Below are 22,466 nucleotides of genomic sequence, written 5' to 3'. Positions count from 1 at the left end.
CACTGTCTTGACGGCACTGCCCGACTCCCACTCATCGGGATCGCGAGCTGCGCGTTGCAGGTGTCATCGGCGCGCAGTGGTCGGCGGCGCCCTCTGTGGAGGTGCCGAGCGCGTCAGGATCCACGAGCGCGGCGAGGTCGAACTCGACCCCCTTTTGCGCGCGCGGGCGTGGGCAGGCGCACGCGCGGGGAGCTCCTGCGCCTCGCCGACGACGAGGTGCGCGCTGGTGCTCTCATCCCTCGGCGAGCAGCTCGCGCACCATCGGGATCACCTTGGTGCCGTACAGCTCGACCGCGCGAAGCCGCGCCGACACCGGGACCGTGCCGCTCGTGTAGATCATGTCGAACCGGCCGACGCCGAGCGTGCGGACGGCGCGGGCGATGCGGCGGGCGACGGTCTCGGGCGAGCCGACGTACATCGAGCCGCCGGCGACCTCGCGGTCGTACTCGAGGCGCGTGACAGGCGGCCAGCCGCGGAGGGACCCGATGCGGTCGCGCATGACCTTGAACCGCGGCCACACGGTCTCTTTCGCCTCCTCGTCGGTGTCGGCGACGAACCCGGGGGAGTGCAGTCCCACCGGGTGCGCGGTCGTGCCGAACTGCTCCGCGGCTCGGCGGTAGAGGTCGATGTACGGCGCGAAGCGGTCGGGGGCGCCGCCGATGACGGCGAGCATCAGCTCGAATCCGTAGCGCGCGGTGCGCACGACCGACTCGGGCGATCCGCCCACGCCGACCCACGTGCGCAGGCGTCCGGAGTCGGTCTTGGGAAACACGTCGGCGTCGGTGAGCGCGGCGCGGGTCGTGCCCTGCCAGGTGACCGGCGTCTCGTTGAGCAGCTCGGCGAACAGCGCGATCTTCTCCTCGAACAGCACCTCGTAGTCGCGCAGGTCGTAGCCGAACAGCGGGAACGACTCGGTGAACGACCCCCGCCCGAGGATCACCTCGGCGCGGCCGTTCGAGAGGGCGTCGAGCGTCGCGAAGCGCTGGAACACGCGCACGGGGTCGTCCGAGCTGAGCACGGTGACACCCGACCCGAGGCGGATGCGCGACGTGCGCGTCGCGATCCCCGCGAGCACCGTCTCGGGGGTCGAGATCGCGTATTCGGGCCGGTGATGCTCGCCCACGAGGAACACGTCGACGCCGAGCTGGTCCGCCAGCACAGCCTCGTCGACCACCTGCCGGATCGCTGCGCCGTACGACAGCATGCCGCCGCGGTCGTCCTCGGGCACGTCGCCGAAGGTGTCCAGCCCGAACTCGATGCCGGTCATGGGGTTCCTCTCGTGATGGCGACGAGCGGTCCCCACGCCCACTCCTGGCATCGCTGACGCGTTGCGTGGATCCTTGGGGCGCGTGGGCCCGGCCTCGGCCGCAACACCCAGTATCGCGCCGCGCGCGGGGGCAGGGGCGGTCGCGGCCGACCCGCGCGGGCGGGGCCCGAAGTTGCGTCATCCGCAGCGCGCACCGACCATGGAGACATGGCTGATCCGCGCGACGAGCCCGCCCCGGCGGAGCCGGGCGGCGCGCCGTGGCGACTGAGCCTGCAGGCGTGGATCGCGATCGCGATCGCGGCGGTGCTGTGCGCTGTGGTGCTCACCGTGTGGATCCGCACGACGCCGCCGCTCGCGGCGCCGACCCCCACCGCGACGGTCGCCCCGACGCGCACTGCGGCCCCGGCCCCCACGCCGACACCCACCCCGACCGTGTTCGGCTACCCGGCGAACACGACGGCCTACGACGTGCAGACCCTGCCGCAGGTGAACGTGTTCACCGTGCTGCCGGCGCTTCTGGTCGACGACGCCCCGTTCGGCGCGTTCGCGGGGGAGACGGTGCGGGCGACGGGCATCGGCGCCCCGGTGTTCGCCGACCCCGCGGGCGCCCCGGTCGGGTATGTGCCGCGCGAGTTCCCCTACGAGGGCACGACGCTTCCGGTCGTGGAGCGGCAGGACAACTGGGTCAAGGTGCTCCTCACCGGCCGTCAGGCGGTGCCGTCCCAGGGCAATCCGGCGCAGGCCGCCGGATGGCTGCGCGTGCAGGACGTCGAGACTGCGGCATCCGACGCACGTGTCGAGGTGAGCATCTCGGCGCACACGATCGAGATCGTGCGGGGCGCCGACCGCCAGCTCGTCTCGACGGACTTCGCATGGGGCACGTCCGAGACGCCGACCCCGCTCGGCCGCACGTTCATCATGTACACCGCCGTGGTGCCCGAGTTCGCCTACACGCGCGGGCATCCGATCGTGTACTTCGGCGTGCAGTCGCCGACCCTCGACGGCTTCGGCGGAGCGGATGTCGCGATCACTGCGTTCCACTACCACGACGACCACTCGGGGCCGATCTCGAACGGATGCCTGCGGCTTGACGCCGCCGCGATCGACACGCTCGCACAGCTTCCGCTCGGCACGCCGATCATCGTGAACCCGTAGCCGCGGCGGCGCGCGGTCGCCTGGCGCGCGCGGCCTCCTGCAGAACTCCTCCAGATCGGCGCCGAAGCGGAGGGGTTCAGGCGTCGTAGACCCGCTGGCTCTTCAGATCGAAGGAGTTCTGCAGGCGGGCGGGGGTCAGCGCGGCGCGAGCTCGTCGGCGACCTCGCACGGGTCGAGCGACGGATCGCCGCCGGACGCGGCCTTGATGAGCAGGCGGCGGAACACGACGCGCTCGTCGGGGGTCAGCGACGCGAGGGTCAGCGCCTCGGCGCCCACAACCCGCACGCACAGCTCGGCGAGCGTGTCGTGCCCCTGCCCGGTGGGCACGATGCGCCGTTGGCGGCGGTCTTCGGGGTTGGCGCGGCGGGCGACGAGGCCGGCGTCTTCGAGGTCGTCGACGAGGTACGTCATCACGGTGCGGTCGATGCCCAGGCGGTTGGCGAGCGCGAGCTGGCTCGGCTGGTCGCCGTGAACGACGACCTCGGAGAGCGTCTGGTAGCCGCGCTCGCCCTGCGGGAAGTCGGCCAGGATCGGCGCGACGCGGTCGCGGTACTCGCGCAGCAGCACGCCCAGCGCCCACCCGAAATCCTCGGTGGGGTGCGGCTGCCGCGGTGCGGCAGCGGAGGACGACAGGGCGGTCATGAGTCCATGGTACGCCAGATCGGTTGTGCCAGAACTGATCTGTCGGGAATACGATCTTCACAACCACGTTATAACCCTGGTGCGTCGCCAGCAGTCGACGCGGCCCGCGCGCGGAGCGCGGGCGGAAGGGACCCATGGACATCGAACTCGGCATCGCCGTGGACACGGCCATCGCCCAGCGGCACCCGCGTGAGGCGACCGCGCTCGCGCAGCGCGCCGAAGAGCGCGGACTCGACCTCGTGGTCGTGCAGGGCACGGGCGGCACCGCCCTCGACCCGTGGACGCTCGCCGCGTGGCTCGCCGGCGCGACCAGCCGCATCGCGATCGGGCTCGCCACCCCCGCGGTGCCCGATCCCGACCCCACCGACGTCGAGGCGCCCTATCCGGCCGTCCGCGCGAAGGCGCTCGACAGCATCGACGCGCTCTCGCGAGGCCGCATGATGACGGATGCCTCGGCCTGGGTCCTCGCGCCGCGCGGCGCAGGCCCCGCCGAGGTCGAGGCGCTGGCTGCGGCATCCGCTCAGCCTGTGGCCCCGCACACGACCCGCCCCGTCGTCGTGCCGGTCGAGACGATCGCCGACGTCGACCGCGTGGCCGCGTTCGTGCCCGAGCGCGTCGGTGCCGGCCGGCGCCGGCCCGCAGCGGTGCGCGCGAAGCGCGTCGCGGGGATCGACTACGACGGCGTGCCCGCCTCGCTCGCGGGCCGCGCTGTCGAGCCGGGCGACCACGAGCACCGCAGCGTCTCGTCGACGTACCTGCGCGGCGGCGCGCCGGGCCTCGTGCTGCGGCCGCGCACGCCGGCCGAGGTCGCCGACGCGCTCGCGTTCGCACGGCGGCATCCCGAGGTCGAGCTCGGCATCCGCAGCGCCGGCCACGGCATCAGCGGGCGCTCGACCAACCACGGCGGCATCGTGATCGACGTGGGCGCGATGGACGCCATCGAGGTGCTCGACGCCGCGCGGCGGCTCGTGCGGATCGGGCCCGGTGCGACGTGGAAGCGGGTCGCCGAGGCCCTCACGCCCTACGGATGGGCGCTCGGCTCGGGCGACTACGGGGGAGTGGGCGTGGGCGGACTCGCGACCGCTGGCGGCATCGGGCTGCTCTCACGGCACCATGGCCTCACGATCGACCACCTGCGCGCCGTCGAGGTCGTGCTCGCCGACGGCAGCCTCGTGCGGGCGACAGCGACCGAGCACCCCGACCTGTTCTGGGCGGTGCGCGGGGCGGGCGCCAACTTCGGCATCGCGACCGCGTTCGAGTTCGAGGTCGACGAGGTGGGCGAGGTCGGCTGGGCGCAGCTGTCGTTCGCGACGGGTGACCTCGAGCAGTCGCTGCTGCGCTACGGCGAGCTGGCGAGCGCGGCGCCGCGCGACACGACGGTGTTCCTCGTGACCGGTCAGCCGCAGCAGGGCATGTACAGCCTCCAGCTGTTCGCGATCGTCGACGATCCCGATGCCGACACCGTCGTCGAGCGGCTCACGCCGTTCCTCGAGCTCGGCATGCTCACCCGCCAGCAGGTCGTCATGACCTCGTACGCGGGCGTCATGGGCAGCGCCGCCGACATCGGGCCCGAAGGGCAGCACGGGTTCGGCGAGCCCCATTCGCGCTCGGCGTTCGTGCTCGAGCTCACCCCCGAGTTCGCGCGCGATGCGGCACGGATGCTGCAGACCGGCGCCGTCTACTTCTTCGAGCTGCGCGCGATGGGCGGGGCGATCGGCGATGTCGATCCGGGCGAGATGGCGTACAGCCACCGGTCGCCGGCGTTCCAGGTGGCCGCGATGGGCGGCGACGACGCGCGGCTCGACCGCGTGTGGGATCCGCTGCAGCGCCACTTCGACGGCCTCTACCTCAGCTTCGAGACCGAGCGCACGCCCGAGAAGCTGCGCGAGGCGTTCCCCGCGCCGGTGCTGCGGCGCCTGCACGAGCTCAAGCGCCGGTACGATCCGGCCAACGTGTTCCGTGACAACTTCAACATCGACCCCGACGACGACACCCTCACGCGGGCGCCGGCGGGGGCATCCTTCATCCGCGGGATCGCGAGAGAGGCCATCGCATGACCGACTACGGAAACGACCTTCGCTTCGGCACCTTCGTCACGCCGTCCGCCCAGAATCCCGGGCACGTGCTCGACCTGGCGGTGGCGACGGACCGCTCCGGGCTCGACCTCGTGTCGTTCCAGGACCACCCGTACCAGCCCGCCTTCCTCGACACCTCGACGCTGCTCGCGTTCGTGGCGGCGCGCACCGAGAACGTGCACGTCAGCGCCAACGTCGCGAGCCTGCCGCTGCGGCCGCCGGCGGTGATGGCGCGAGCGGCGGCATCCGTCGACATCCTCAGCGGCGGACGGTTCGAGCTCGGCATCGGCGCGGGCGCGTTCTGGGACGCCATCGTCGCGATGGGCGGGCGCCGCCTGACGCCGGGCCAGGGCGTCGACGCGCTGCGCGAGGCGATCGAGATCATCCGCGCGCTGTGGGATGCCGACGAGCGCGGCGGCGTGCGGATCGAGGGCAAGTACTACTCGGCGGTCGGCGCGAAGCGCGGGCCGCGGCCGGCGCACGAGATCCCCGTCTGGATCGGCGCGTACAAGCCGCGCATGCTGGCGCTCACCGGCTCGGTCGGCGACGGGTGGCTGCCCACGATCGAGTATGTGCCGGGAGGGCTGGCGGGCATGCCCGAGATGAACGCGCGCATCGACGCAGCCGCGATCGAGTCGGGGCGCGACCCGTCCGATGTGAAGCGGCTCGTCAACTTCATGCGCGTGGACTTCTCGCCTGCCACCCGGGGGCTGCTGAACGGCCCGGTCGAGGCGTGGATCGACCAGATGTCCGACATGGCGCTCACGCACGGCATCGACACCTTCCTCATCGGCGGCGACGACGTCGCGATGACCGAACGGTACGCGGCCGAAGTCGCGCCCGCGGTGCGGGAGGTCGTCGCGCGCGAGCGCGCGTGACCCCACCGGCCGGCCGCCCCGCCCCGCCCCGCCCTCCCCGCCCACCCCGCGCCCCCCGCCCGCCCCGCCGGGCGCCTGCAGAACTCCGCCAGAACGGGCCCGCGGGGCCCGCCCGCGGCCGATTCGCCGCCCCCCGCGCCGGATCGGAGGAGTTCTGCAGGTGGCATGCTTGATGCCATGCAGCAACGACCCCTCGGCCGCACCGGCGGCGCCGTCTCGGTGATCGGACTCGGCACCTGGCAGCTCGGAGCGGACTGGGGCGCGGTCACCGAAGACGACGCGACGGCCGTGCTCGCGGCATCCGTCGCTCACGGCGTGACCCTCTTCGACACCGCCGACGTGTACGGAGACGGGCGCAGCGAGTCGATCATCGGGCGGTTCCTGGCGGCGCGCCCGGGTCACGGCATCACGGTCGCCACCAAGATGGGCAGGCGTCTGGCGCAGACCGACGAGAACTACTCGCGCGAGAACTTCCGCGCGTGGTCGGAGCGGTCGCGGCGCAACCTCGGCGTCGACACCCTCGACCTCGTGCAGCTGCACTGCCCGCCGACGTCGGTGATCGAGGCCGATGCCACGTACGACCAACTCGACGCCCTCGTCGCCGAGGGCGCGATCGCCGCGTACGGCGTATCGGTCGAGACGTGCGCGCAGGCGCTCGCCGCGATCGCTCGGCCGAACGTGACGAACGTGCAGATCATCTTCAACCCATTCCGCCTGAAGCCCCTCGACGAGGTGCTTCCCGCGGCGGCTGCGGCGGGCGTCGCGATCTTCGCGCGGGTTCCGCTCGCCTCGGGGCTGCTGTCCGGCACGTACACGCCCGCGACGGCTTTCGCCGCCGACGACCACCGCTCGTACAACCGGCAGGGCGAGGCGTTCGACCGCGGAGAGACGTTCTCGGGCGTCGACTACGAGGTGGGCCTCGCCGCGGCCGCCGAACTCGCTGCCGCCCTGCCCGACGGGGTGGCGCTTCCTGCGGCGACGCTCGCGTGGATCGCCTCGCGGCCGGGCGTGACGAGCGTCATCCCGGGCGCGCGCAACGTGCGGCAGGCGGCGTCGAATGCCGATGCCGCGTCCCTTCTCGACTCTGCCGCGGCGCAGGTCGACGGCGGCTTCGACGTGTCCGCGTTCGACGCGGTGGTGCGGGGGGTCTACGACCGCGATCTGCGTGAAGCCATCCACCCGCTCTGGTGACACCGACTCGCTTCTTCTCTTGATCAGCCCGCGTCGTGCGGCGGTCCGGCGTGCGCGCCGTCCCGAGAGAAGGAGTCACCATGTCCGACGACCGCTTGCTGAGCGCGATCACCCGGTTCCTCGACCTCAACTATCCCTGCAGCTGTCCCGACGACGACGAGGACTGCCCCGGCAACTACTTCGAGGCGGTGGTGATCGTCGAGATCGTGCAGGCATTCCTCATGGACGGCATTCCGCAGCCGGGGGAGGCCTGAGAGCCGGATGTGCCGTCGCGGGGCCCGTTCGCCACCGCGGTCCTCATAGGGGAGCACGTGGCGCGCATCATCGCCGGAGAGCACGCCGTGAGCTAGGAGCGTTCGCCTGCCCGGGTCAGAGCTCAAGCCGCATCACCAGGCGGCGCTTGGTCGGATGCGAGACCTCCTGAAATCCTGCGGCGACGAACGGGCCGACGGCGCCGACGCTCATCTCGTCCCAGATGACCTCCTTGCCGCCGGTGACGAGCGGGTAACCCTCGACGGCGGCCGCGCCGCGCGCGGGCGTGGTCGACGGCCGCGGCGACGAGGTCGTAGGTGAGGTGCCGGTGGCGCAAGCCCTTGCGCACGACGAGGCATGCGATCGCCCACACGGTGTCGTCGTCCTTGCGCTCGTGGGGCCGATCCTTCCACGGCACCGGCGAGCCGCGCAGACGTCCGTACACGCTGCGGCGGTCGACCGCGCACCAGCCGGCCGGCTCGTCGCCGAGGTAGGCGACGATGCCGATCGTCTCGGTCGCGCGCGGGTCGCCGCAGTGCGTTTCGGCCCGCAAGAGGTCGCCCCTCTCGCGCTCGGGCATATGCCACCAATCGTGGTCGCCGAGGCGCTGCCTCTCGCACTGGCACCGGCCGGCGGTTCCGGTGAGAATCGCCTGCATGTCGTCCCACGACGCCTCGTTCGCGGGCACGACGCGCAGCGCGCTCTGGCCCGGAATAGGCTGGTCGGAAGGCAGTTCGCGCATAGCGTCACGGTACACCGGCGGCTGTTGCCGAAGGCTCCCGCGAGGGGCGAGCGCGCCGCCCGTTTCGCCCTGGGCAACGGGAGTATGGTGAACGGGTGCCCCTCCAGATGCGCGTCACGGTCGTCGTCCCGTGTCGTGACGATGCGGACTTCCTCGAGGAGTGCCTGAAGGCTCTCGCGGTGCAGACGCATCCCGCCGACCGCGTGATCGTCGTCGACAACGGCAGCACGGATGCCTCGGCATCCGTCGCCCGCCGCTTCGGCGCCGAGGTCATCGACGAGCCGCTCGTGGGTGTGTGGCCCGCTGCGGCTCGCGGCTACGACGAGGCGATGGAGGGCACCGACCTGATCGCGAGGCTCGACGCCGATTCCCGCCCGCACCCGGACTGGATCGCGCGGCTGGTGCGGGCCTTCGTGGCCGACCCGACGCTGGGGGTGCTCACCGGCGGCTCGGAGTTCTACGGATCGACCCCGCTCGTTCACTACCTCGGCGACCACTGGTACATCGGCGGCGGCCACTACTGGATCAAGAAGTTCCTCGGCATCCCGCTGGTGTTCGGCTCGAACTTCGCGATGCGCGCGGCCGTGTGGCAGCGCGTGCGCGACCGCGTCGATCGCACGAACGCGCGCATCCACGACGACCTCGACCTGTCGATCCGGCTGCGCGCGTCCGACGGGGTGCGGTACGACCCGCAGCTGCGCATGCCGGTCTCGTCGCGCCCGCTGGTGACGCAGCGTGGGCTGTGGAAGCGCGTGTGGCGCGTCGTGCCGACTTTCGCGACGAGCTGGCCCGAGGGAACGCGCTGGTATCGCAATGCCGAGCAGCGCAGCGCGACGGCGGTGTGGACGCCCGAGCCGGTCGAGTCGTGGACGGCCGATGCCGAGGCCTGGCGCGACGACGACGGCTGGGCCGCCGCCGCCGGGCGCTGAGACAACGGCAGTCGTTGCTTCCGCTTGGGCACCTCGACGGAGACGGAGACAGCGACTGTTTCAGGCTTTGAGTCGACTCCGGCGAACTCGCGCCGGGCATGACGGGTGACGGCGCTCGAAGTACGGCGTCATGCAGCCGGAGGCGACGGTGAGCTCGAAGCTGTTGGCCGATGCCGCCGACACCTCACTGGCATCTCACCCGGCACGGCGAGTGTCGGACGCCGTCGTTAGCATGACCGTCATGTGGTTCGAGTTCGAGTCCGAGATCTGGCGGTGGCAGGTGCGCGCCGACGACGGATGGCTGTTCGTCACGGTGCCCGCAGAGCTGAGCGCCGACATCCGCGAGATTCCGCGCGTGCCGCGAGGTTTCGGCTCGGTGCGCGTGCGTGCTCGCATCGGGGCGACGCAGTGGTCGACGTCGATCTTTCCGGGGGGGCGACACGTACTCGCTGCCGCTGAAGAAGGCGGTGCGCGATGCCGAGGGCCTGGAACTGGGGGATGTGTGCGTCGTGCGGATCGAGACGGTTGACTGAGCCTGCGCCTGGCGCGACCCGGCCGAGCCAGGCCCGGCCGAGCGCGACGGCGCCGCATCCGCACGCATCGCTCGATATCGGTGAGACGGCTGGGCGAGCATGAGGAGGGCTTCGTGCGGGTGGGAGTGATGCTCTCTCAGACGGAAGATTGAATGTGCTCACCTCTGGCCTGATCTACCTCATCGTCGTCACGGGCCTGTTCGGTCTCGTGATCGGCTCGTTCCTTTATGTCGTCGCGTACCGCGTGCCGGCGGGCGTCTCGCTCATGCGCGAGAGCCGCTGCCCGCACTGCGATGCCCCGGTGCGGTGGTGGCAGAGCGTTCCCGTGGTTTCGTGGCTGGCTCTGCGGGGTCGCTGTGCGAACTGCCATGCGTCGATCTCGGCGCGGTATCCGATCATCGAGGCGATCACAGGGGTGGCGTTCGCGGGCGTGACGTGGTTCTTCGTTGCCGGCGACGGTTCGACCCGCTCACCGACCGGGACCGGGGCGTGGAGCCTCGCTGCCGTCATCGTCGCTTTCCTCTACTTCGCCGCCATCAGCATCGTGCTGACCCTCATCGACCTCGACACGCATCGCCTGCTGAACGCGATCGTGCTGCCGAGCTACCCCGTTGCGGCGGTGCTGTTGGCGCTGGCCTGCGTGCTCGGCGCGGACTGGTGGGGTCTGCTGCGCGCCGGGATCGGCATGGCGGCGATGTACGTCTTCTACTTCGTACTGCGTCTCGTGCGGCCCGACGGGATGGGCGGCGGCGATGTCAAGCTCGCCGGCGTCGTCGGTCTCTACCTCGGGTGGGTCGGGTGGGCGGCGCTCGCCGTCGGAGCATTCGCGGCGTTCCTTCTCGGCGGGGTCTACGGCGTCGTCCTGCTGGCGAGCCGCAAAGCGAGCCGTCGCACCGCGATCCCCTTCGGCCCCTGGATGCTCGCGGGCGCCTGGACCGGCATCATCACCGGCGAGATCGTCGGCCGATTCTACGGAGGTCTCTATGGCTCATGACATAGGGGTCATGACAGGAGCGAGCGTCACTGACATGGCGGCCAAGACCATCGCCGGGTGCGAGATCGCCGAAGAGGCGGTTCGCGCCGTCGAGGTGACCATGGGCCCTGCGCCCGCCCTCGTGTCGTTGGTGAACTGCCGTTGCCCGGCCACGTCGGGGCTCGCAAGCCGTCGGCGACTCGGCGCGCGCGCCGCAGATGCGCCCCCGCACGCAAGGGCGCTCGGCGCGGCATCCGTCACCGTTACCTTTGACGCATGCCGGCCTTGATTCAGCGGATCATCGCGTGGGCGCTGACCCTCAAGCTCGTTCGCACGCTCCTGCACTACACCGAGCATCGCGGGCCGGCGTGGGCGGGCTCGATCACCTACCGCGCCCTGTTCAGCGTCTTCGCGGGCGTCCTTCTGGGCTTCTCGATGGCCGGCCTGTGGCTGGCGGGCAACCCGGTCGCGTGGCAGACGCTGATCGATACGGTGGATGCCGCCATCCCGGGGCTCGTCGGAGACGACGGCCTCATCGACACCGCCGAGATCACGGTGCCGTACGGTCTCACCCTCGCGGGCGTGCTGTCGTTCATCGGACTCGTCGGCGCGGCGATCGGTGCGATCGGATCGCTGCGCGCGGCCCTGCACGTGCTCGCCGACAAGGTGGCCGACGACCTGGACTGGTGGTGGGCGATCCTGCGCAACCTGGCGATCGCGCTGGGCTTCGGCGCGGCGGTGGGGCTGTCAGCGGCGATCACGTTCTACGGCACCGTCGGGCTCGAGTCCGTCGCCGACTGGCTCGGGCTGGCGCCGGGGCATCCGCTCATCGAGATCGCCGCGCGGGGGCTTGCCGCTCTGGTCGTGTTCGCGCTCGACACGGTCGTGATCGCGGCGCTGTTCCGGCTGCTGTCGGGCATGCGGCGGATCCCCGTGCGGTCCCTGTGGAGCGGGGCTCTGCTGGGCGCCGTGGGCCTGACGGTGCTGCAGCAGCTGTCCGGACTGTTCGTGCGCGGTGCGGCGACCAACCCCCTGCTCGCGTCGTTCGCGTCGCTCATCGCGCTGCTGCTGTGGTTCAACCTGTCAGCCCAGGTCATCCTGCTGGCGAGCGCCTACATCGTCGTCGGCGTCGCCGAGGCGACCGACCGCATGCGCGCGAAGTACGGCGCCGGCACGTTCGCGCAGCGCCGCGTCAGGCGCGCCGAGGACGCCGTCGCCGTCGCCACCGCCGAGCTCGACCTCGCCCGCGACGCAGAGCGGAAAGAGCGCACGGGCGCCGGGCAGAAGGCCGCGAAGGACGCGGCGAAGGAGCGAGCGGATGCCTGAGGTCCCGGTCTACACCGCCGCCGAGGTGCGCGCAGCCGAACTGCCGCTGCTCGCGGCGGGCGAGCCGCTCATGGCGCGCGCGTCGGCGGCGCTGGCGGGCGTCGCGTCCGAGCAGCTCGCGGGCGGGCATCGCGTGCTCGTGCTCGCAGGCCGCGGGGATAACGGCGGGGATGCGCTGTTCGCCGCCTCCCACCTGCTGCGCGGCGGCGCCGGGCACGTCGAGGTCGTCATCGTGCTCACGGGCGGCTCCGGGCACGCCGAAGGGCTGGCCGCCGCGCAGGCCGCCGGTGCGCGCGTGGTTCCGGTGAGCGAGGCGGCGGCGTCTGTTCCCGATCTCGTGCTCGACGGGATCCTCGGCATCGGCACGTCGGCCGACCCGAGCCTGCGCGGCGCGGCGCGCGAGGTCGTCGAGGCGCTGCTGCCGGCGGCACGCGCCGGCGCGACGCGCGTGATCGCGGTCGACCTGCCGAGTGGACTGCAGCCCGACACCGGCGCCACCGGCGACGACGTCGTGCTTCCGGCGTCGGTGACGGTGACCTTCGGCGCCGTCAAGGCCGGGCTCGTCGGCGGGCGCGGCCCCGAGCTGTGCGGCGAGCTCGTGCTGGTCGACCTGGGGCTGGGCCCGGGTCTCGCGCGCGATGACATGCGGGCGGTGGTATCCGTCGACCGGGTGATCGTCGCGCCCGCCGCCGGCCCGTTGACCTGAGACGCGGGGAGCGGAGTCCGCGTCACGTGCCGAACGAGGTCGTCAGTCCTGCGGCGGCGCCTCGGCGTCGAGCGCGGAGCGGGCCGCCTCGACGGCGTCGGCACCCGCGCTGTACTGGTGCTCGTGCGCCGGAAAGACCCCGCGGCGCACCTCGTCGGCGTACGCGGCGACGCCGGCGACCTGCGCGTCGCCGACGGCGGCGAAGCGCTTGACGAAGGCGGCCGTGCGGCCCTCGGTGATGCCGAGCAGGTCGTGGAAGACGAGCACCTGGCCGTCGGCGGGGCCAGCCCCGATGCCGATGACGGGGATGTGCAGCAGGGGAAGCGCGACCGCGACGACCTCGCTCGGCACCGCCTCGACGACGACGGCGAAGGCTCCGGCATCCTGCACCGCGAGCGCCTTGCGCACGAAGCGGGCCGCGGACTGCGCCGTCCGCCCCTGCGCGCGCAACCCGCCCAGCGCGACCGCCGTCTGCGGTGTGAGACCGACGTGCGCGACGACCGGCACACCGGCGTCGACGACCGCGCGGATTCGGCTGAGGCGCGCGGGTCCGCCGCCCTCGAGCTTCACGGCATCGGCGCCGGCTTCTTTGACGAAGCGCAGCGCCGTCGCGACCGCCTGCTCGTTGGAGATCTCGGTCGAGCCGAACGGGACGTCGCACACGATGAGCGGATGACGGATGCCCCGCCGCACCGCGCGCGCGAGGGTCAGCATCTCGTCGAGGGTGACCTGCACGGTCGAGTCGTAGCCCAGCACGACCTGTGCGCCGGAGTCGCCGACCAGCACGACGTCGACCTCGGCGCGTTCGGCGGCGCGTGCCGACGGGTAGTCGTACGCCGTCACCATGACGATCGGCTCGCCCTTCGCCTTCATCTCGCCCAGGCGGGGGATCGTCGTCTTCGCGCGGGTCATCGTCTGCCTCCTGGCTCGATGCGTATGTTGTCGATCAGGCGCACGTCGCCGACGCGGGCCGCGACGGCGACGATCGCTTCGCGCTCGACGGTCTCGACCTGCTCGAACGTGAGCGGGTCGACGATCGCGACGTACTCGAAGGCAAGCCCGTCGCCCGGCAGCCCGTCGAGTGCCCGCTCCCGCAGGGCGTCGGCGTCGACGACACCCTCGGCCGCGGCATCCTGCACCGCCTTCAGCGCCCGCGGGATCGCGAGCGCACGCGTCCGTTCGAGCGCGCTCAGGCGCGTGTTGCGACTCGAACGGGCCAGCCCGTCGTGGTCGCGCGAGGTCGGGCACACCTCGATCCGCACGGGGAGGCCGAGGTCGGCGACCGCGCGGCGCACCACCACGACCTGCTGTGCGTCCTTTGCGCCGAAGTACGCGACGTCGGGGAGCACCGCCAGCAGCAGCTTCGTGACGACCGTCGCGACGCCGTCGAAGTGCGCGCGCCCGCGGTGCGCGCCCTCGAGCGACTCGGCGATCGTGCCGCGCACGCTGACGGTGGTGGCGAAGCCGTCGGGATACATCTCGGCCGCATCCGGCGCGAACACGACGTCGACGCCCTCGGTCTCGGCGAGCGCGAGGTCGCGGGCTTCGTCGCGCGGGTAGGCCACGAGATCGGATGCCTCGGTGAACTGCGTGGGGTTGACGAAGATCGAGAGCACGACGGTGTCGTTTCCGCCTCGCGCGGCGCGCAGGAGCGAGAGGTGGCCCTCGTGCAGGGCGCCCATCGTCGGCACGAAGCCGATGCTGCCGGGGCGCGCGGGCTTCAGCAGCGCGCGCAGTTCCGCGACGGTGCGGACGGTCCTCATCCCAGTGCTCCCTCGGCGTGCAGTGCGTGTTCGGTGCGCGGCGGGCGCGCGGCCACCTCGCGGGTGGCGGCGGTGAGCGCGTCGAACAGTGCGAGCCGGACGGGCATGCGGTCGGCGACGGCCGCGCGCTGGCGTGCGACGGTCTCGTCGTCGCCGCGCACGATCGGCCCGGTCAAGGCGCTGGCACCGCGCTCGGCCCAGTTGTCGACGGTCGCTCGCACGAGCGGCACGAGAGCCTCGCGCGGCACACCGCAGGTCGCCGCCAACTCGGCTGCGACCTCCTCGAGCGTCACGACGAAGTTTGACGCGATCGATGCGGCCGCGTGGTATGCGGCGCGGTCGGCCTCGGCGACCTCGAACACGGTCATGCCCAGGGCGTGCGCAAGGGTGATCGCCACGGACTGCGCCCGCTCAGTCGAGCCGGCGATCGCCGCGGGGATGCCCCGGAACGAGGCATCCGCTCGTGCGACGGTCATGAGCGGGTGCAGGCTGAACGCGTCGCGGGTGCCGAGGGCTGAGAGGCCGGTCGCGCCCGAGAGGTGGCCGACGACGGGGCCTGGGGCGATGAGTCGCGCCGCCTCGGTGATCGCGGCGTCGGGCACGGCCAGCAGCACGACGTGGAAGCCGTCGCCCGTCGCTCCGCGCCCGACCGGTCCGTCGACGCCGACCCCCGCCTCGCGCAGCCGTGCGGCGACGGCCGTGCCCAGGCGTCCCGCGCCGACGACCAGGACCGCCCCGCCGATCGGTCGTGGCAGCGGTGCGGTGGGGCGAGGTGCAGCGGAGTCGGACATGTCGGCGTGAAGCAGAGGTGCGTGACGTCGCGGAACGCGACCCTCCACGCTACCGCGCCGCAGAGCGGGAGCTTCGCACTCCCGTGTGCGCCCTCCGCGCGGTCAGGTCCGGCGCGGGGGGCGAAGGCGCGGGTTTCGTGGGGCATCCCGGCTGATCAACGGCGTGTAAAACGTAGGGGTTCACGGGGCTGAGCGCACCAAACCCGCAGGATGAATCGGTACGGTCGTAACCGTGGAAGATCACACTGCATTCTCCGACCCGACCCACCCGCGCGACGCGACGCACCCCCTGGCCATCGCACCGGTCAGCGCCCCGCCGGCATCCGTCACCGGGTTCGTGCGCAGGTTCCTCCAGAACCTGAACTTCGACCGGGGAGTCGCCCTGTCGTCGTCGAGCAAGAACGACCAGTACTTCGCACTCGCGCTCACCGTGCGCGACTACCTCATGGCCCGCTGGCTCGACGATCAGCGGCTGCAGCACGAGACGCAGGCCAAGGGCGTGTGCTACCTGTCGGCCGAGTACCTCCTCGGTCGCCAGCTCGACAACAACTTGCTCGCTTCGCGCCTGTTCGACGTGGCTTCCGAGTCGATGGCGCAGTGCGGCCTCGACCTCGAAGAGCTGCGCGAGCTCGAAGTCGAGCCCGGCCTCGGCAACGGCGGCCTCGGGCGCCTGGCCGCGTGTTTCATCGACTCGCTCGCGACGATGAGCATCCCGAGCATCGGGTACGGCATCCGCTACGAGTACGGCATCTTCCGCCAGACCTTCGTCGACGGGCAGCAGTCCGAGCAGCCCGACTCGTGGCTGTCGATGGGCTCGCCGTGGGAGATGCCGCACCCCGAGGCATCCCAGACCATCCGCTTCGGCGGCCACACCGAGACATACGTCGACACCGACGGCCAGACGCGCTCGCGCTGGGTGCACAGCTGGGACGTGCTGGCCGTGCCCTACAACTACATGGTGCCGGGTTACCACAACGGCCGCGTCAACACCCTCCGCCTGTGGCGCTCGGTCGCGACCAACCGCTTCGACCTGCGCGTGTTCAACTCGGGCGACTACGAAGAGGCCGTGCGCGCCCAGACGTTCGCCGAGAACATCTCCAAGGTGCTCTACCCCGAAGACTCGACCCCGCAGGGCAAGGAGCTGCGCCTGCAGCAGCAGTACTTCTTCGTCGCCGCGTCGATCGGCGACTTCCTCGAGAACGTGCTCGCCCCGGACTACCCGCTCGACACTCTCGACGAGCGCGTGATCTTCCAGCTCAATGACACCCACCCCGTCATCGCCGTTCCCGAGCTCATGCGCGTGCTCGTCGACGAGCGCAAGATGACCTGGGATGCCGCGTGGGCGATCACCCAGAAGTGCTTCGCGTACACCTGCCACACGCTGCTTCCCGAGGCCCTCGAGGTGTGGCCCGTCGACCTGATCGGGCGGCTCCTGCCGCGGCACCTCGAGATCATCTTCCGCATCAACGACGAGTTCCTCGACCAGGTGCGGGAGCGGTTCCCAGGCGACCCCGACCGCGTCCGCAGCATGTCGATCATCGCCGAGCAGCCCTACCGCGCGGTGCGCATGGCCTACCTCGCCACGGTCGCCGGCTCCAAGGTCAACGGCGTGGCCGAGTTGCACTCGCAGCTTCTGCGCGACCAGCTGCTGCACGAGTTCGCCGATATGATGCCCGAAAAGTTCACGAACGTCACCAACGGCGTCACGCCCAGGCGCTTCATCCGTCTGGCGAACCCCGACCTCGCCACCCTGTTCAGCGAGTCGCTCGGCGCGGGGTGGACCGTCGACCTCGAGCGCCTGCGCGGGCTCGAGGCGTACGCCGACGACCCCGAGTTCCGTGAACAGTTCGCCGCCGTCAAGGCGCACAACAAGCAGCGCCTCGCCGAGGTGCTGCTCGCGCGTGACGGCATGGTCCTCGACGAAAGCCACCTGCTCGACGTCATGGTCAAGCGCCTTCACGAGTACAAGCGGCAGATGCTCAAGGTGCTGCACATCGTGACGCTGTACGACCGCATCGTGTCGGGCCGGGTGCCGGCATCGGCCATCACCCCGCGCACCTTCATCTTCGGCGCGAAAGCCGCGCCCGGGTACGCGATGGCCAAGCGCATCATCCACCTCATCAACGCCGTCGGCGAGGTCGTCAACACCGACCCGCGCGTCGAGGGCCGCCTCAAGGTGCTGTTCCCGCCGAACTACAACGTCACCCTCGCCGAGCGCGTCATCCCCGCCGCCGACCTCTCGGAGCAGATCTCGCTCGCCGGCAAAGAGGCCTCCGGCACCGGCAACATGAAGTTCGCGCTCAACGGCGCCCTCACGATCGGCACCGACGACGGCGCGAACGTCGAGATCCGCCAGCTCGTCGGCGACGACAACTTCTTCCTGTTCGGCCTGACCGAACCCGAGGTCATGGCGCTGTGGGCGAAGGGCTACAAGCCGGCCGAGTTCGCCGGCGCCGACCCTGAGCTGAGCTCGGCCCTGGGCCTCATCGCGTCCGGCGCGTTCTCGCGGGGAGACAAGACCGTGTTCGAGCCGATCGTGTCGAACCTGCTGAACGACGACCGGTTCATGGTGCTCGCCGACTACACCTCGTACATCGCCGCGCAGGCGCGCGTCGACGAGGCATACGCCGATCAGGACGGCTGGACCCGCATGTCGATCCTCAATGTGGCCCGCACCGGGTTCTTCTCGTCCGACCGCTCGATCCGCGACTACATCGACCGCATCTGGCACGCCCAGCCCCTGCGCTGAGCCGGCCGCGGGTCGCCTGCCGCGGGTCCGCCGCCGACTCGCGTCTGCAGAACTCCTCCATTCCGGCCCGGGTTGCCCCGGGAGCGGGCTGTGAACCAGCGACCCGCGTCGGATCGGAGGAGTTTCGCAGCCCGGACTCCCGCCGAGCCCGAAGCGCGTCGCCGCCGGCGCGCCATCGGCGGCGCCTGCAGAACTCCTTCAATCCGCGCGCGCCCGGCCCCGAATGGGGGGCGGAAGCCGCTGGCGTGCGCCGGATCGAAGGAGTTCTGCCGACCGCGACCTCTCCTCCCCGTCGCCCCATCGGCCGCAACCGTCCACAGGTCGGCCCTTGCGCGCCGCGCAGACCCGGCGAATGGAGTGCAGTCGGAGGGTGACTCCACCGAAACCGCGCCGTCTGGCCGCACAGATCCTGCCCGCCGCCTTCCTCACTCCGCGGAACCTGACCGATCGCGGGCTGAGTCGCCACGGCGTGTCGACGCTCGTCCGCCGAGGCCTCCTGCTGAGGATCCGAAACGGCCGATATGCACCCATCGACACGCACCCCGAGCTTCTCAGAGCCGGCACGCTCGGCGGACGCCTCGACTGCGTTTCGCTCCTGCGGAGCATCGGCGTCTTCGTGCACTCCGACGAACGGCTGCACGTCCAGATCGAGCGGGGCGCGAGCCGCCTTCCTCCCCGGCGAAGCGGCATCGTCGCTCACTGGCGCGTGTCGGAGTGCTCTCGAACGGCGCTCGCCGCCGACCTCGTCGAGGCACTGGTGCAGGCCTGCCGTTGCCAGCCGCCGCGCCTCGCGATAGCCACCCTCGACAGCGCGTGGCACCACGGGCTGGTGGATGAGCGGGGGATCGCAGCCGTCTTCCGGCTGCTGCCTCGTCGGTACGCGCGAATCCGCGGCCTGCTCGAGCGTCGGAGCGAATCCGGACCCGAGACGATCATGCGGTTGATGCTGCGCGGCCTCGGCTGCCGCGTCGACATCCAGGTCTCGATCCCCGAGGTGGGACGGGTCGACTTCGTCGTCGACGGATGGCTCATCATCGAGTGCGACAGCAAAGCCCATCATGAGGGCTGGGACAGCCAGAAGCGGGACCGGCGACGAGACCTGGCAGCCGCGGCGCTCGGCTTCACCACGATCCGGCCTCTCGCCGAGGACATCCTCTACCGGCCGGAGGACGTCCTTCGCATGCTGAAGCGGATACTCCAGAACCCCGGGCCGCCGCGCGGTGCGTCGCAGAACTCCTCCAATCGGCGGCTGCTGGCACTCCTGGAGGGCTGAGGTCGGCGACGGATGACGGAATGGAGGAGTTCTGCAGGCCGGCGCTACCGCGCGTAGCGCTCGACGAAGTTCTGCAGGATCGCGCCGGTGTGCATGACGGGAAGCCGTCGCACGGCATCGAGGGTGGGTTCCAGCTCGTCCGAGGCGAAATAGCCGTGGTCGGCGTACGCGTGGATGCGCGAGGCGATCCCATCGACGTCGAGCTCGGGGTGGAACTGCGTCGCGTAGACGTTCGCGCCGACGCGGAACATCTGGACGGGGCATCCGTCGCCCGTCGCGAGCAGGGTCGCAGATGCAGGCAGCACCGTCACCGCCTCTTTGTGGCCGACGAACGCGGCGAAGCGCGGCGGCACACCCCGCAGCAGAGGGTCGGATGCCCCCGCCGCGGTGAGATCGACCTCGATGACGCTCACCGGCTCGCGGTAGGTGGCGTCCACGACCCCGCCCTGGTGGATGCCGATCGTGCCGACGCCGTAGCACGCGCCGAGGAAGGGGAAGTCCCGCGCGACCACCTCGTCCAGCAGCATCCGGAACTCGGCCTCGACGCGCACCTGGACTGCCGACTTCTTCTCGGGCGGATCGGAGTGGTTGAACGGACCGCCGCCGACGAAGATGCCCGAGATCGCGTGCAGGTCGATCGTCGGCATCGGGCCCGCCTCGAGGCGCACGCGCAGCAGTTCGTGATCGCCGAGCCCGCCGTACCTCAGGAACAGGTCGTACTCCTCGTCGGCGGGGATGTCTTCGCCGCGAGTCGCAAGCAACACGAATGGCCTCATCGCGGGAGAGTCTATGGGCGATAGCCTTGGCGACAGGAGGAGCAATGACGATCGCACGACTTCACGGCGGACCGCTCGACGGGCAGGTGCTGCCCCTGGAACAGGCTGATCTCGACAAGTTCATCGCACCCTACGGCGAAGGACAGATCATCTATCGCCGCACAGGGGCGCCCGAGAACACCGGTGACCACGACGGCCCGACCACGGCCGAGTTCTGGTTCGTCGAGGCGACCGAGGACATCAACCCCGACCCCGACGGCCGCGACGCCTGATGACCGCAGCCGACGAGCCGACGCGGTCGGTCGAGATCGAGCTCAAGTTCGACGTCGACGATGACACGCCGCTGCCGGACTGGTCGGCGCTTCCCGGCGTCGCCCGCGTGGGTGACCCCGAGCCGCGCGAGCTCGACGCCGTCTACCTCGACACCGACGACGCGGCGCTCGCGCGCGCCGGGTACGCGCTGCGCCGGCGAACCGGCGGCCCCGACGAAGGCTGGCACATCAAAGGCCCCCGCGGCGCCGACGGCGGTCGCGTCGAACTGCACTGGCCGCTCGGCGAGGCGGACCGGGTGCCCGATGCCGCGCGCGCAGAGCTGGCCTCGGTGACGCAAGCCCCGTTCCTGCCGCTCGCGCGGATCCGCAACTCGCGCACGGTCTGGTACCTGCTGTCTCAGGCCGGGGGAGTGGTGGCCGAGTTCGCCGACGACCACGTCACCACGCGCGACGAACGGCGCGGGGTCGAGCAGTCCTGGCGGGAGTGGGAGATCGAGCTGGCACCCTCCGCCCCGGCGGATGCGGCGGGTCGAGCGGCGTTCTTCGCCGCCGTCGAGAAGGCCGCCCTGGCGGCCGGTGGCCGGGCAGCGGCATCCGATTCCAAGCTCGCCCGCGCGCTCGGCCACTGACGCGCACGAGCAAGCGCCCCGGCGAACCCGGGGCGCTCTCGTTCGGTAGGGCAGGATCTCGATACGCGCGCTGCGCGCGCTACTCGATCTTGACCCGGGCCGCATCAGCGCTGCTGCGCAGCATTGATCCGCCCCGCGTCAAAGGTTGATCATGTGGCCCACGAGACCGTGGAAGCCCTCTTGCAGCGCCTCGGACAGCGTCGGGTGCGTGTGCACGTTGCGCGCCGCCTCGAGGGCCGTGAGGTCCCACTTCTGCGCGAGCGTCAACTCGGGAAGCAGCTCGGACACGTCGGGGCCGATCAGGTGGCCGCCGAGCAGTTCGAGGTGCTCGGCGTCGGCGATGAGTTTGACGAAGCCGACCGGCTCGCCCAGGCCGTTGGCCTTGCCGTTGGCCGAGAACGGGAACTTCGCGACCTTGACGTCGTAGCCGGCGTCGCGCGCCTGCTGCTCGGTGAGGCCGAACGACGCGACCTGCGGCGAGCAGAACGTCGCGCGCGGCATCATGCGGTAGTCGCCGAGCGTCTGGGTCTCGGCCTTGCCGATCGTCTCGGCGGCCACGACGCCCTGCGCCTCGGCGACGTGCGCGAGCTGCAGCTTGGCGGTGACGTCGCCGATCGCGTAGATGTGCGGCACGTTCGTGCGCATGTAGTCGTCGATCTCGATCGCGCCGCGGTCGGTGAGCTTCACGCCCGTGTTCTCGAGGCCGAAGCCCTCGACGTTGGGTGCGAAGCCGATCGACATCATGACCTTGTCGGCGTCGATCGAGCCGGCCGCGCCGGACTTGTTGTCGGTGTAGGTGACGGTGACGTGGTCGCCATGGTCGGTGACGGTGTCGACCTTGGTCGCCACGAGGATGTCGACTCCGTACTTCTTGTACTGGCGGGCGATCTCTTTCGAGACCTCTTCGTCTTCGTTGGGCAGGGCCCGGTCGAGGAACTCGATGATCGTGACCTTCACGCCGTAGTTGACCAACACGAACGCGAACTCCATGCCGATCGCGCCGGCCCCGACGATCACGATCGACCCGGGCTTGTCGCGGGTGAGGATCTGCTCTTCGTACGTGACGACGTTGCCGCCGAGCTGCACCCCCGGCAGGAGGCGCACCTTCGAGCCGGTCGCGATGATCGCGTTGTCGAAGGTGACGGTCTCGGTGGACCCGTCGGCCTTGGTCACGACGATGGTGTTCGCGTCGGTGAACGTGCCGCGGCCCTCGTACTCGGTGACCGCGTTCTTCTTCATCAGGTAGTGGATGCCCTTGACGTGCGTCTCGGCCACCTTGCGGCTGCGGTCCCAGGCGACGCCGAAGTCGAACTGCACGTCGCCGGTGATGCCGAACAGGTCGGCCTTGTGAAGCACCTGGTGCGCCAGATCAGCGTTCTTCAGGAGCGCCTTCGAAGGGATGCACCCCACGTTGAGGCAGACGCCACCCCAGTACTTCTCTTCGATGATCGCGACCGTGAGGCCGAGCTGCGCTGCGCGGACCGCGGCGACATAGCCGCCCGGACCCGCGCCAAGAATGGCGACGTCGTAGTGAGGCATGCCTC

Annotated in this window: 22 protein-coding genes; 14 read left to right on the top strand and 8 right to left on the bottom strand. The window is 71.1% G+C overall.

Annotated features, from left to right (window positions below; genetic code table 11):
• Positions 1–232: 232 nt before the first annotated feature.
• The gene (locus AB1K54_RS10335) at positions 233–1,267 is read right to left on the bottom strand and encodes an LLM class flavin-dependent oxidoreductase (RefSeq protein ID WP_371202662.1); all 1,035 of its coding nucleotides are present in this window, start codon (positions 1,265–1,267) and stop codon (positions 233–235) included.
• A gap of 207 nt (positions 1,268–1,474) precedes the next feature.
• Here AB1K54_RS10335 and AB1K54_RS10330 point away from each other — a divergent pair, with 207 nt between their 5' ends.
• Positions 1,475–2,422 carry a L,D-transpeptidase gene (locus AB1K54_RS10330; protein WP_371202661.1) on the top strand — a complete coding sequence of 316 codons (948 nt, stop codon included), beginning with the start codon at positions 1,475–1,477 and terminating at the stop codon, positions 2,420–2,422.
• 135 nt (positions 2,423–2,557) lie between these two features.
• Here AB1K54_RS10330 and AB1K54_RS10325 read toward each other — a convergent pair whose 3' ends face one another.
• On the bottom strand, positions 2,558–3,064 hold the full coding sequence (locus tag AB1K54_RS10325) for a MarR family winged helix-turn-helix transcriptional regulator (protein ID WP_371202660.1): 507 nt from the start codon (positions 3,062–3,064) through the stop codon (positions 2,558–2,560).
• Positions 3,065–3,198: 134 nt separating this feature from the next.
• Between AB1K54_RS10325 and AB1K54_RS10320 the strand changes: the two genes are divergently transcribed.
• The 4 genes from AB1K54_RS10320 (at position 3,199) to AB1K54_RS10305 (ending at position 7,462) form a co-directional block, all read left to right on the top strand.
• Positions 3,199–5,121: an LLM class flavin-dependent oxidoreductase gene (locus AB1K54_RS10320; protein WP_371202659.1), complete on the top strand. Its 1,923-nt coding sequence runs from the start codon at positions 3,199–3,201 to the stop codon at positions 5,119–5,121.
• Positions 5,118–6,017: an LLM class flavin-dependent oxidoreductase gene (locus AB1K54_RS10315; protein WP_371202658.1), complete on the top strand. Its 900-nt coding sequence runs from the start codon at positions 5,118–5,120 to the stop codon at positions 6,015–6,017. Before AB1K54_RS10320 ends, AB1K54_RS10315 begins: the two co-directional genes overlap by 4 nt.
• A 177-nt stretch (positions 6,018–6,194) precedes the next feature.
• Positions 6,195–7,208, top strand: coding sequence for an aldo/keto reductase (locus tag AB1K54_RS10310; protein WP_371202657.1), 1,014 nt, complete (start codon positions 6,195–6,197; stop codon positions 7,206–7,208).
• A gap of 80 nt (positions 7,209–7,288) precedes the next feature.
• On the top strand, positions 7,289–7,462 hold the full coding sequence (locus tag AB1K54_RS10305) for a hypothetical protein (RefSeq protein ID WP_371202656.1): 174 nt from the start codon (positions 7,289–7,291) through the stop codon (positions 7,460–7,462).
• A 122-nt stretch (positions 7,463–7,584) separates the two neighbouring features.
• Here AB1K54_RS10305 and AB1K54_RS10300 read toward each other — a convergent pair whose 3' ends face one another.
• Positions 7,585–8,202, bottom strand: a complete 618-nt coding sequence (locus AB1K54_RS10300; RefSeq protein WP_371202655.1) for a GNAT family N-acetyltransferase — start codon at positions 8,200–8,202, stop codon at positions 7,585–7,587.
• 95 nt (positions 8,203–8,297) lie between these two features.
• Here AB1K54_RS10300 and AB1K54_RS10295 point away from each other — a divergent pair, with 95 nt between their 5' ends.
• From AB1K54_RS10295 to AB1K54_RS10275, 5 genes are all read left to right on the top strand, one after another.
• Complete coding sequence (locus AB1K54_RS10295; RefSeq protein ID WP_371202654.1) at positions 8,298–9,131, top strand: glycosyltransferase family 2 protein; 834 nt, start codon at positions 8,298–8,300, stop codon at positions 9,129–9,131.
• A 241-nt stretch (positions 9,132–9,372) separates the two neighbouring features.
• Entirely contained in the window at positions 9,373–9,660 is a 288-nt protein-coding gene (locus AB1K54_RS10290) for a DUF1905 domain-containing protein (protein ID WP_371202653.1), read from the top strand.
• Between the two features lie 158 nt (positions 9,661–9,818).
• A complete protein-coding gene (locus tag AB1K54_RS10285; RefSeq protein WP_371202652.1) occupies positions 9,819–10,658 on the top strand; it encodes an A24 family peptidase in 840 nt (279 codons plus the stop codon).
• A gap of 255 nt (positions 10,659–10,913) precedes the next feature.
• A complete protein-coding gene (locus tag AB1K54_RS10280; protein ID WP_371202651.1) occupies positions 10,914–11,963 on the top strand; it encodes a YihY/virulence factor BrkB family protein in 1,050 nt (349 codons plus the stop codon).
• Positions 11,956–12,669: an NAD(P)H-hydrate epimerase gene (locus tag AB1K54_RS10275; protein WP_371202650.1), complete on the top strand. Its 714-nt coding sequence runs from the start codon at positions 11,956–11,958 to the stop codon at positions 12,667–12,669. Before AB1K54_RS10280 ends, AB1K54_RS10275 begins: the two co-directional genes overlap by 8 nt.
• Positions 12,670–12,711: 42 nt before the next feature.
• Here the strand turns inward: AB1K54_RS10275 and panB are convergent, their stop codons facing one another.
• The 3 genes from panB to AB1K54_RS10260 are packed head-to-tail and all read right to left on the bottom strand — an operon-like array spanning position 12,712 to position 15,223.
• Positions 12,712–13,581 carry a 3-methyl-2-oxobutanoate hydroxymethyltransferase gene (gene panB, locus AB1K54_RS10270; protein ID WP_371202649.1) on the bottom strand — a complete coding sequence of 290 codons (870 nt, stop codon included), beginning with the start codon at positions 13,579–13,581 and terminating at the stop codon, positions 12,712–12,714.
• On the bottom strand, positions 13,578–14,432 hold the full coding sequence (gene panC / locus AB1K54_RS10265) for a pantoate--beta-alanine ligase (protein ID WP_371202648.1): 855 nt from the start codon (positions 14,430–14,432) through the stop codon (positions 13,578–13,580). Before panC ends, panB begins: the two co-directional genes overlap by 4 nt.
• Complete coding sequence (locus tag AB1K54_RS10260) at positions 14,429–15,223, bottom strand: DUF2520 domain-containing protein (protein ID WP_371202647.1); 795 nt, start codon at positions 15,221–15,223, stop codon at positions 14,429–14,431. The genes panC and AB1K54_RS10260 overlap by 4 nt, the downstream gene beginning before the upstream one ends.
• 232 nt (positions 15,224–15,455) lie before the next feature.
• On the opposite strand from AB1K54_RS10260, the gene AB1K54_RS10255 reads away from it, so the two are divergent.
• Positions 15,456–17,972 (top strand): glycogen/starch/alpha-glucan phosphorylase, encoded by a 2,517-nt coding sequence (locus tag AB1K54_RS10255; protein WP_371202646.1) that lies wholly within the window; start codon positions 15,456–15,458, stop codon positions 17,970–17,972.
• A gap of 370 nt (positions 17,973–18,342) precedes the next feature.
• Positions 18,343–19,245: an endonuclease domain-containing protein gene (locus AB1K54_RS10250; RefSeq protein WP_371202645.1), complete on the top strand. Its 903-nt coding sequence runs from the start codon at positions 18,343–18,345 to the stop codon at positions 19,243–19,245.
• Between the two features lie 44 nt (positions 19,246–19,289).
• Here AB1K54_RS10250 and AB1K54_RS10245 read toward each other — a convergent pair whose 3' ends face one another.
• A complete protein-coding gene (locus AB1K54_RS10245; protein WP_371202644.1) occupies positions 19,290–20,021 on the bottom strand; it encodes a glutamine amidotransferase in 732 nt (243 codons plus the stop codon).
• Between the two features lie 44 nt (positions 20,022–20,065).
• On the opposite strand from AB1K54_RS10245, the gene AB1K54_RS10240 reads away from it, so the two are divergent.
• Together AB1K54_RS10240 and AB1K54_RS10235 are read left to right on the top strand one after the other, a co-directional pair.
• Positions 20,066–20,293, top strand: a complete 228-nt coding sequence (locus tag AB1K54_RS10240; protein ID WP_371202643.1) for a response regulator — start codon at positions 20,066–20,068, stop codon at positions 20,291–20,293.
• Positions 20,293–20,922 (top strand): CYTH domain-containing protein, encoded by a 630-nt coding sequence (locus tag AB1K54_RS10235; protein WP_371202642.1) that lies wholly within the window; start codon positions 20,293–20,295, stop codon positions 20,920–20,922. The genes AB1K54_RS10240 and AB1K54_RS10235 overlap by 1 nt, the downstream gene beginning before the upstream one ends.
• A 138-nt stretch (positions 20,923–21,060) precedes the next feature.
• On the opposite strand, the gene lpdA is transcribed toward AB1K54_RS10235, so the two are convergent.
• Positions 21,061–22,461 carry a dihydrolipoyl dehydrogenase gene (gene lpdA / locus AB1K54_RS10230; protein WP_371202641.1) on the bottom strand — a complete coding sequence of 467 codons (1,401 nt, stop codon included), beginning with the start codon at positions 22,459–22,461 and terminating at the stop codon, positions 21,061–21,063.
• Positions 22,462–22,466: the final 5 nt, after the last annotated feature.

Origin of the sequence: Microbacterium sp. BWT-B31, assembly GCF_041379855.1 — a bacterium.
Classification (GTDB): domain Bacteria; phylum Actinomycetota; class Actinomycetes; order Actinomycetales; family Microbacteriaceae; genus Microbacterium.
The sequence above is the reverse complement of the archived record's forward strand: the minus strand, read 5'-3'. Positions and strand labels throughout refer to the sequence as shown.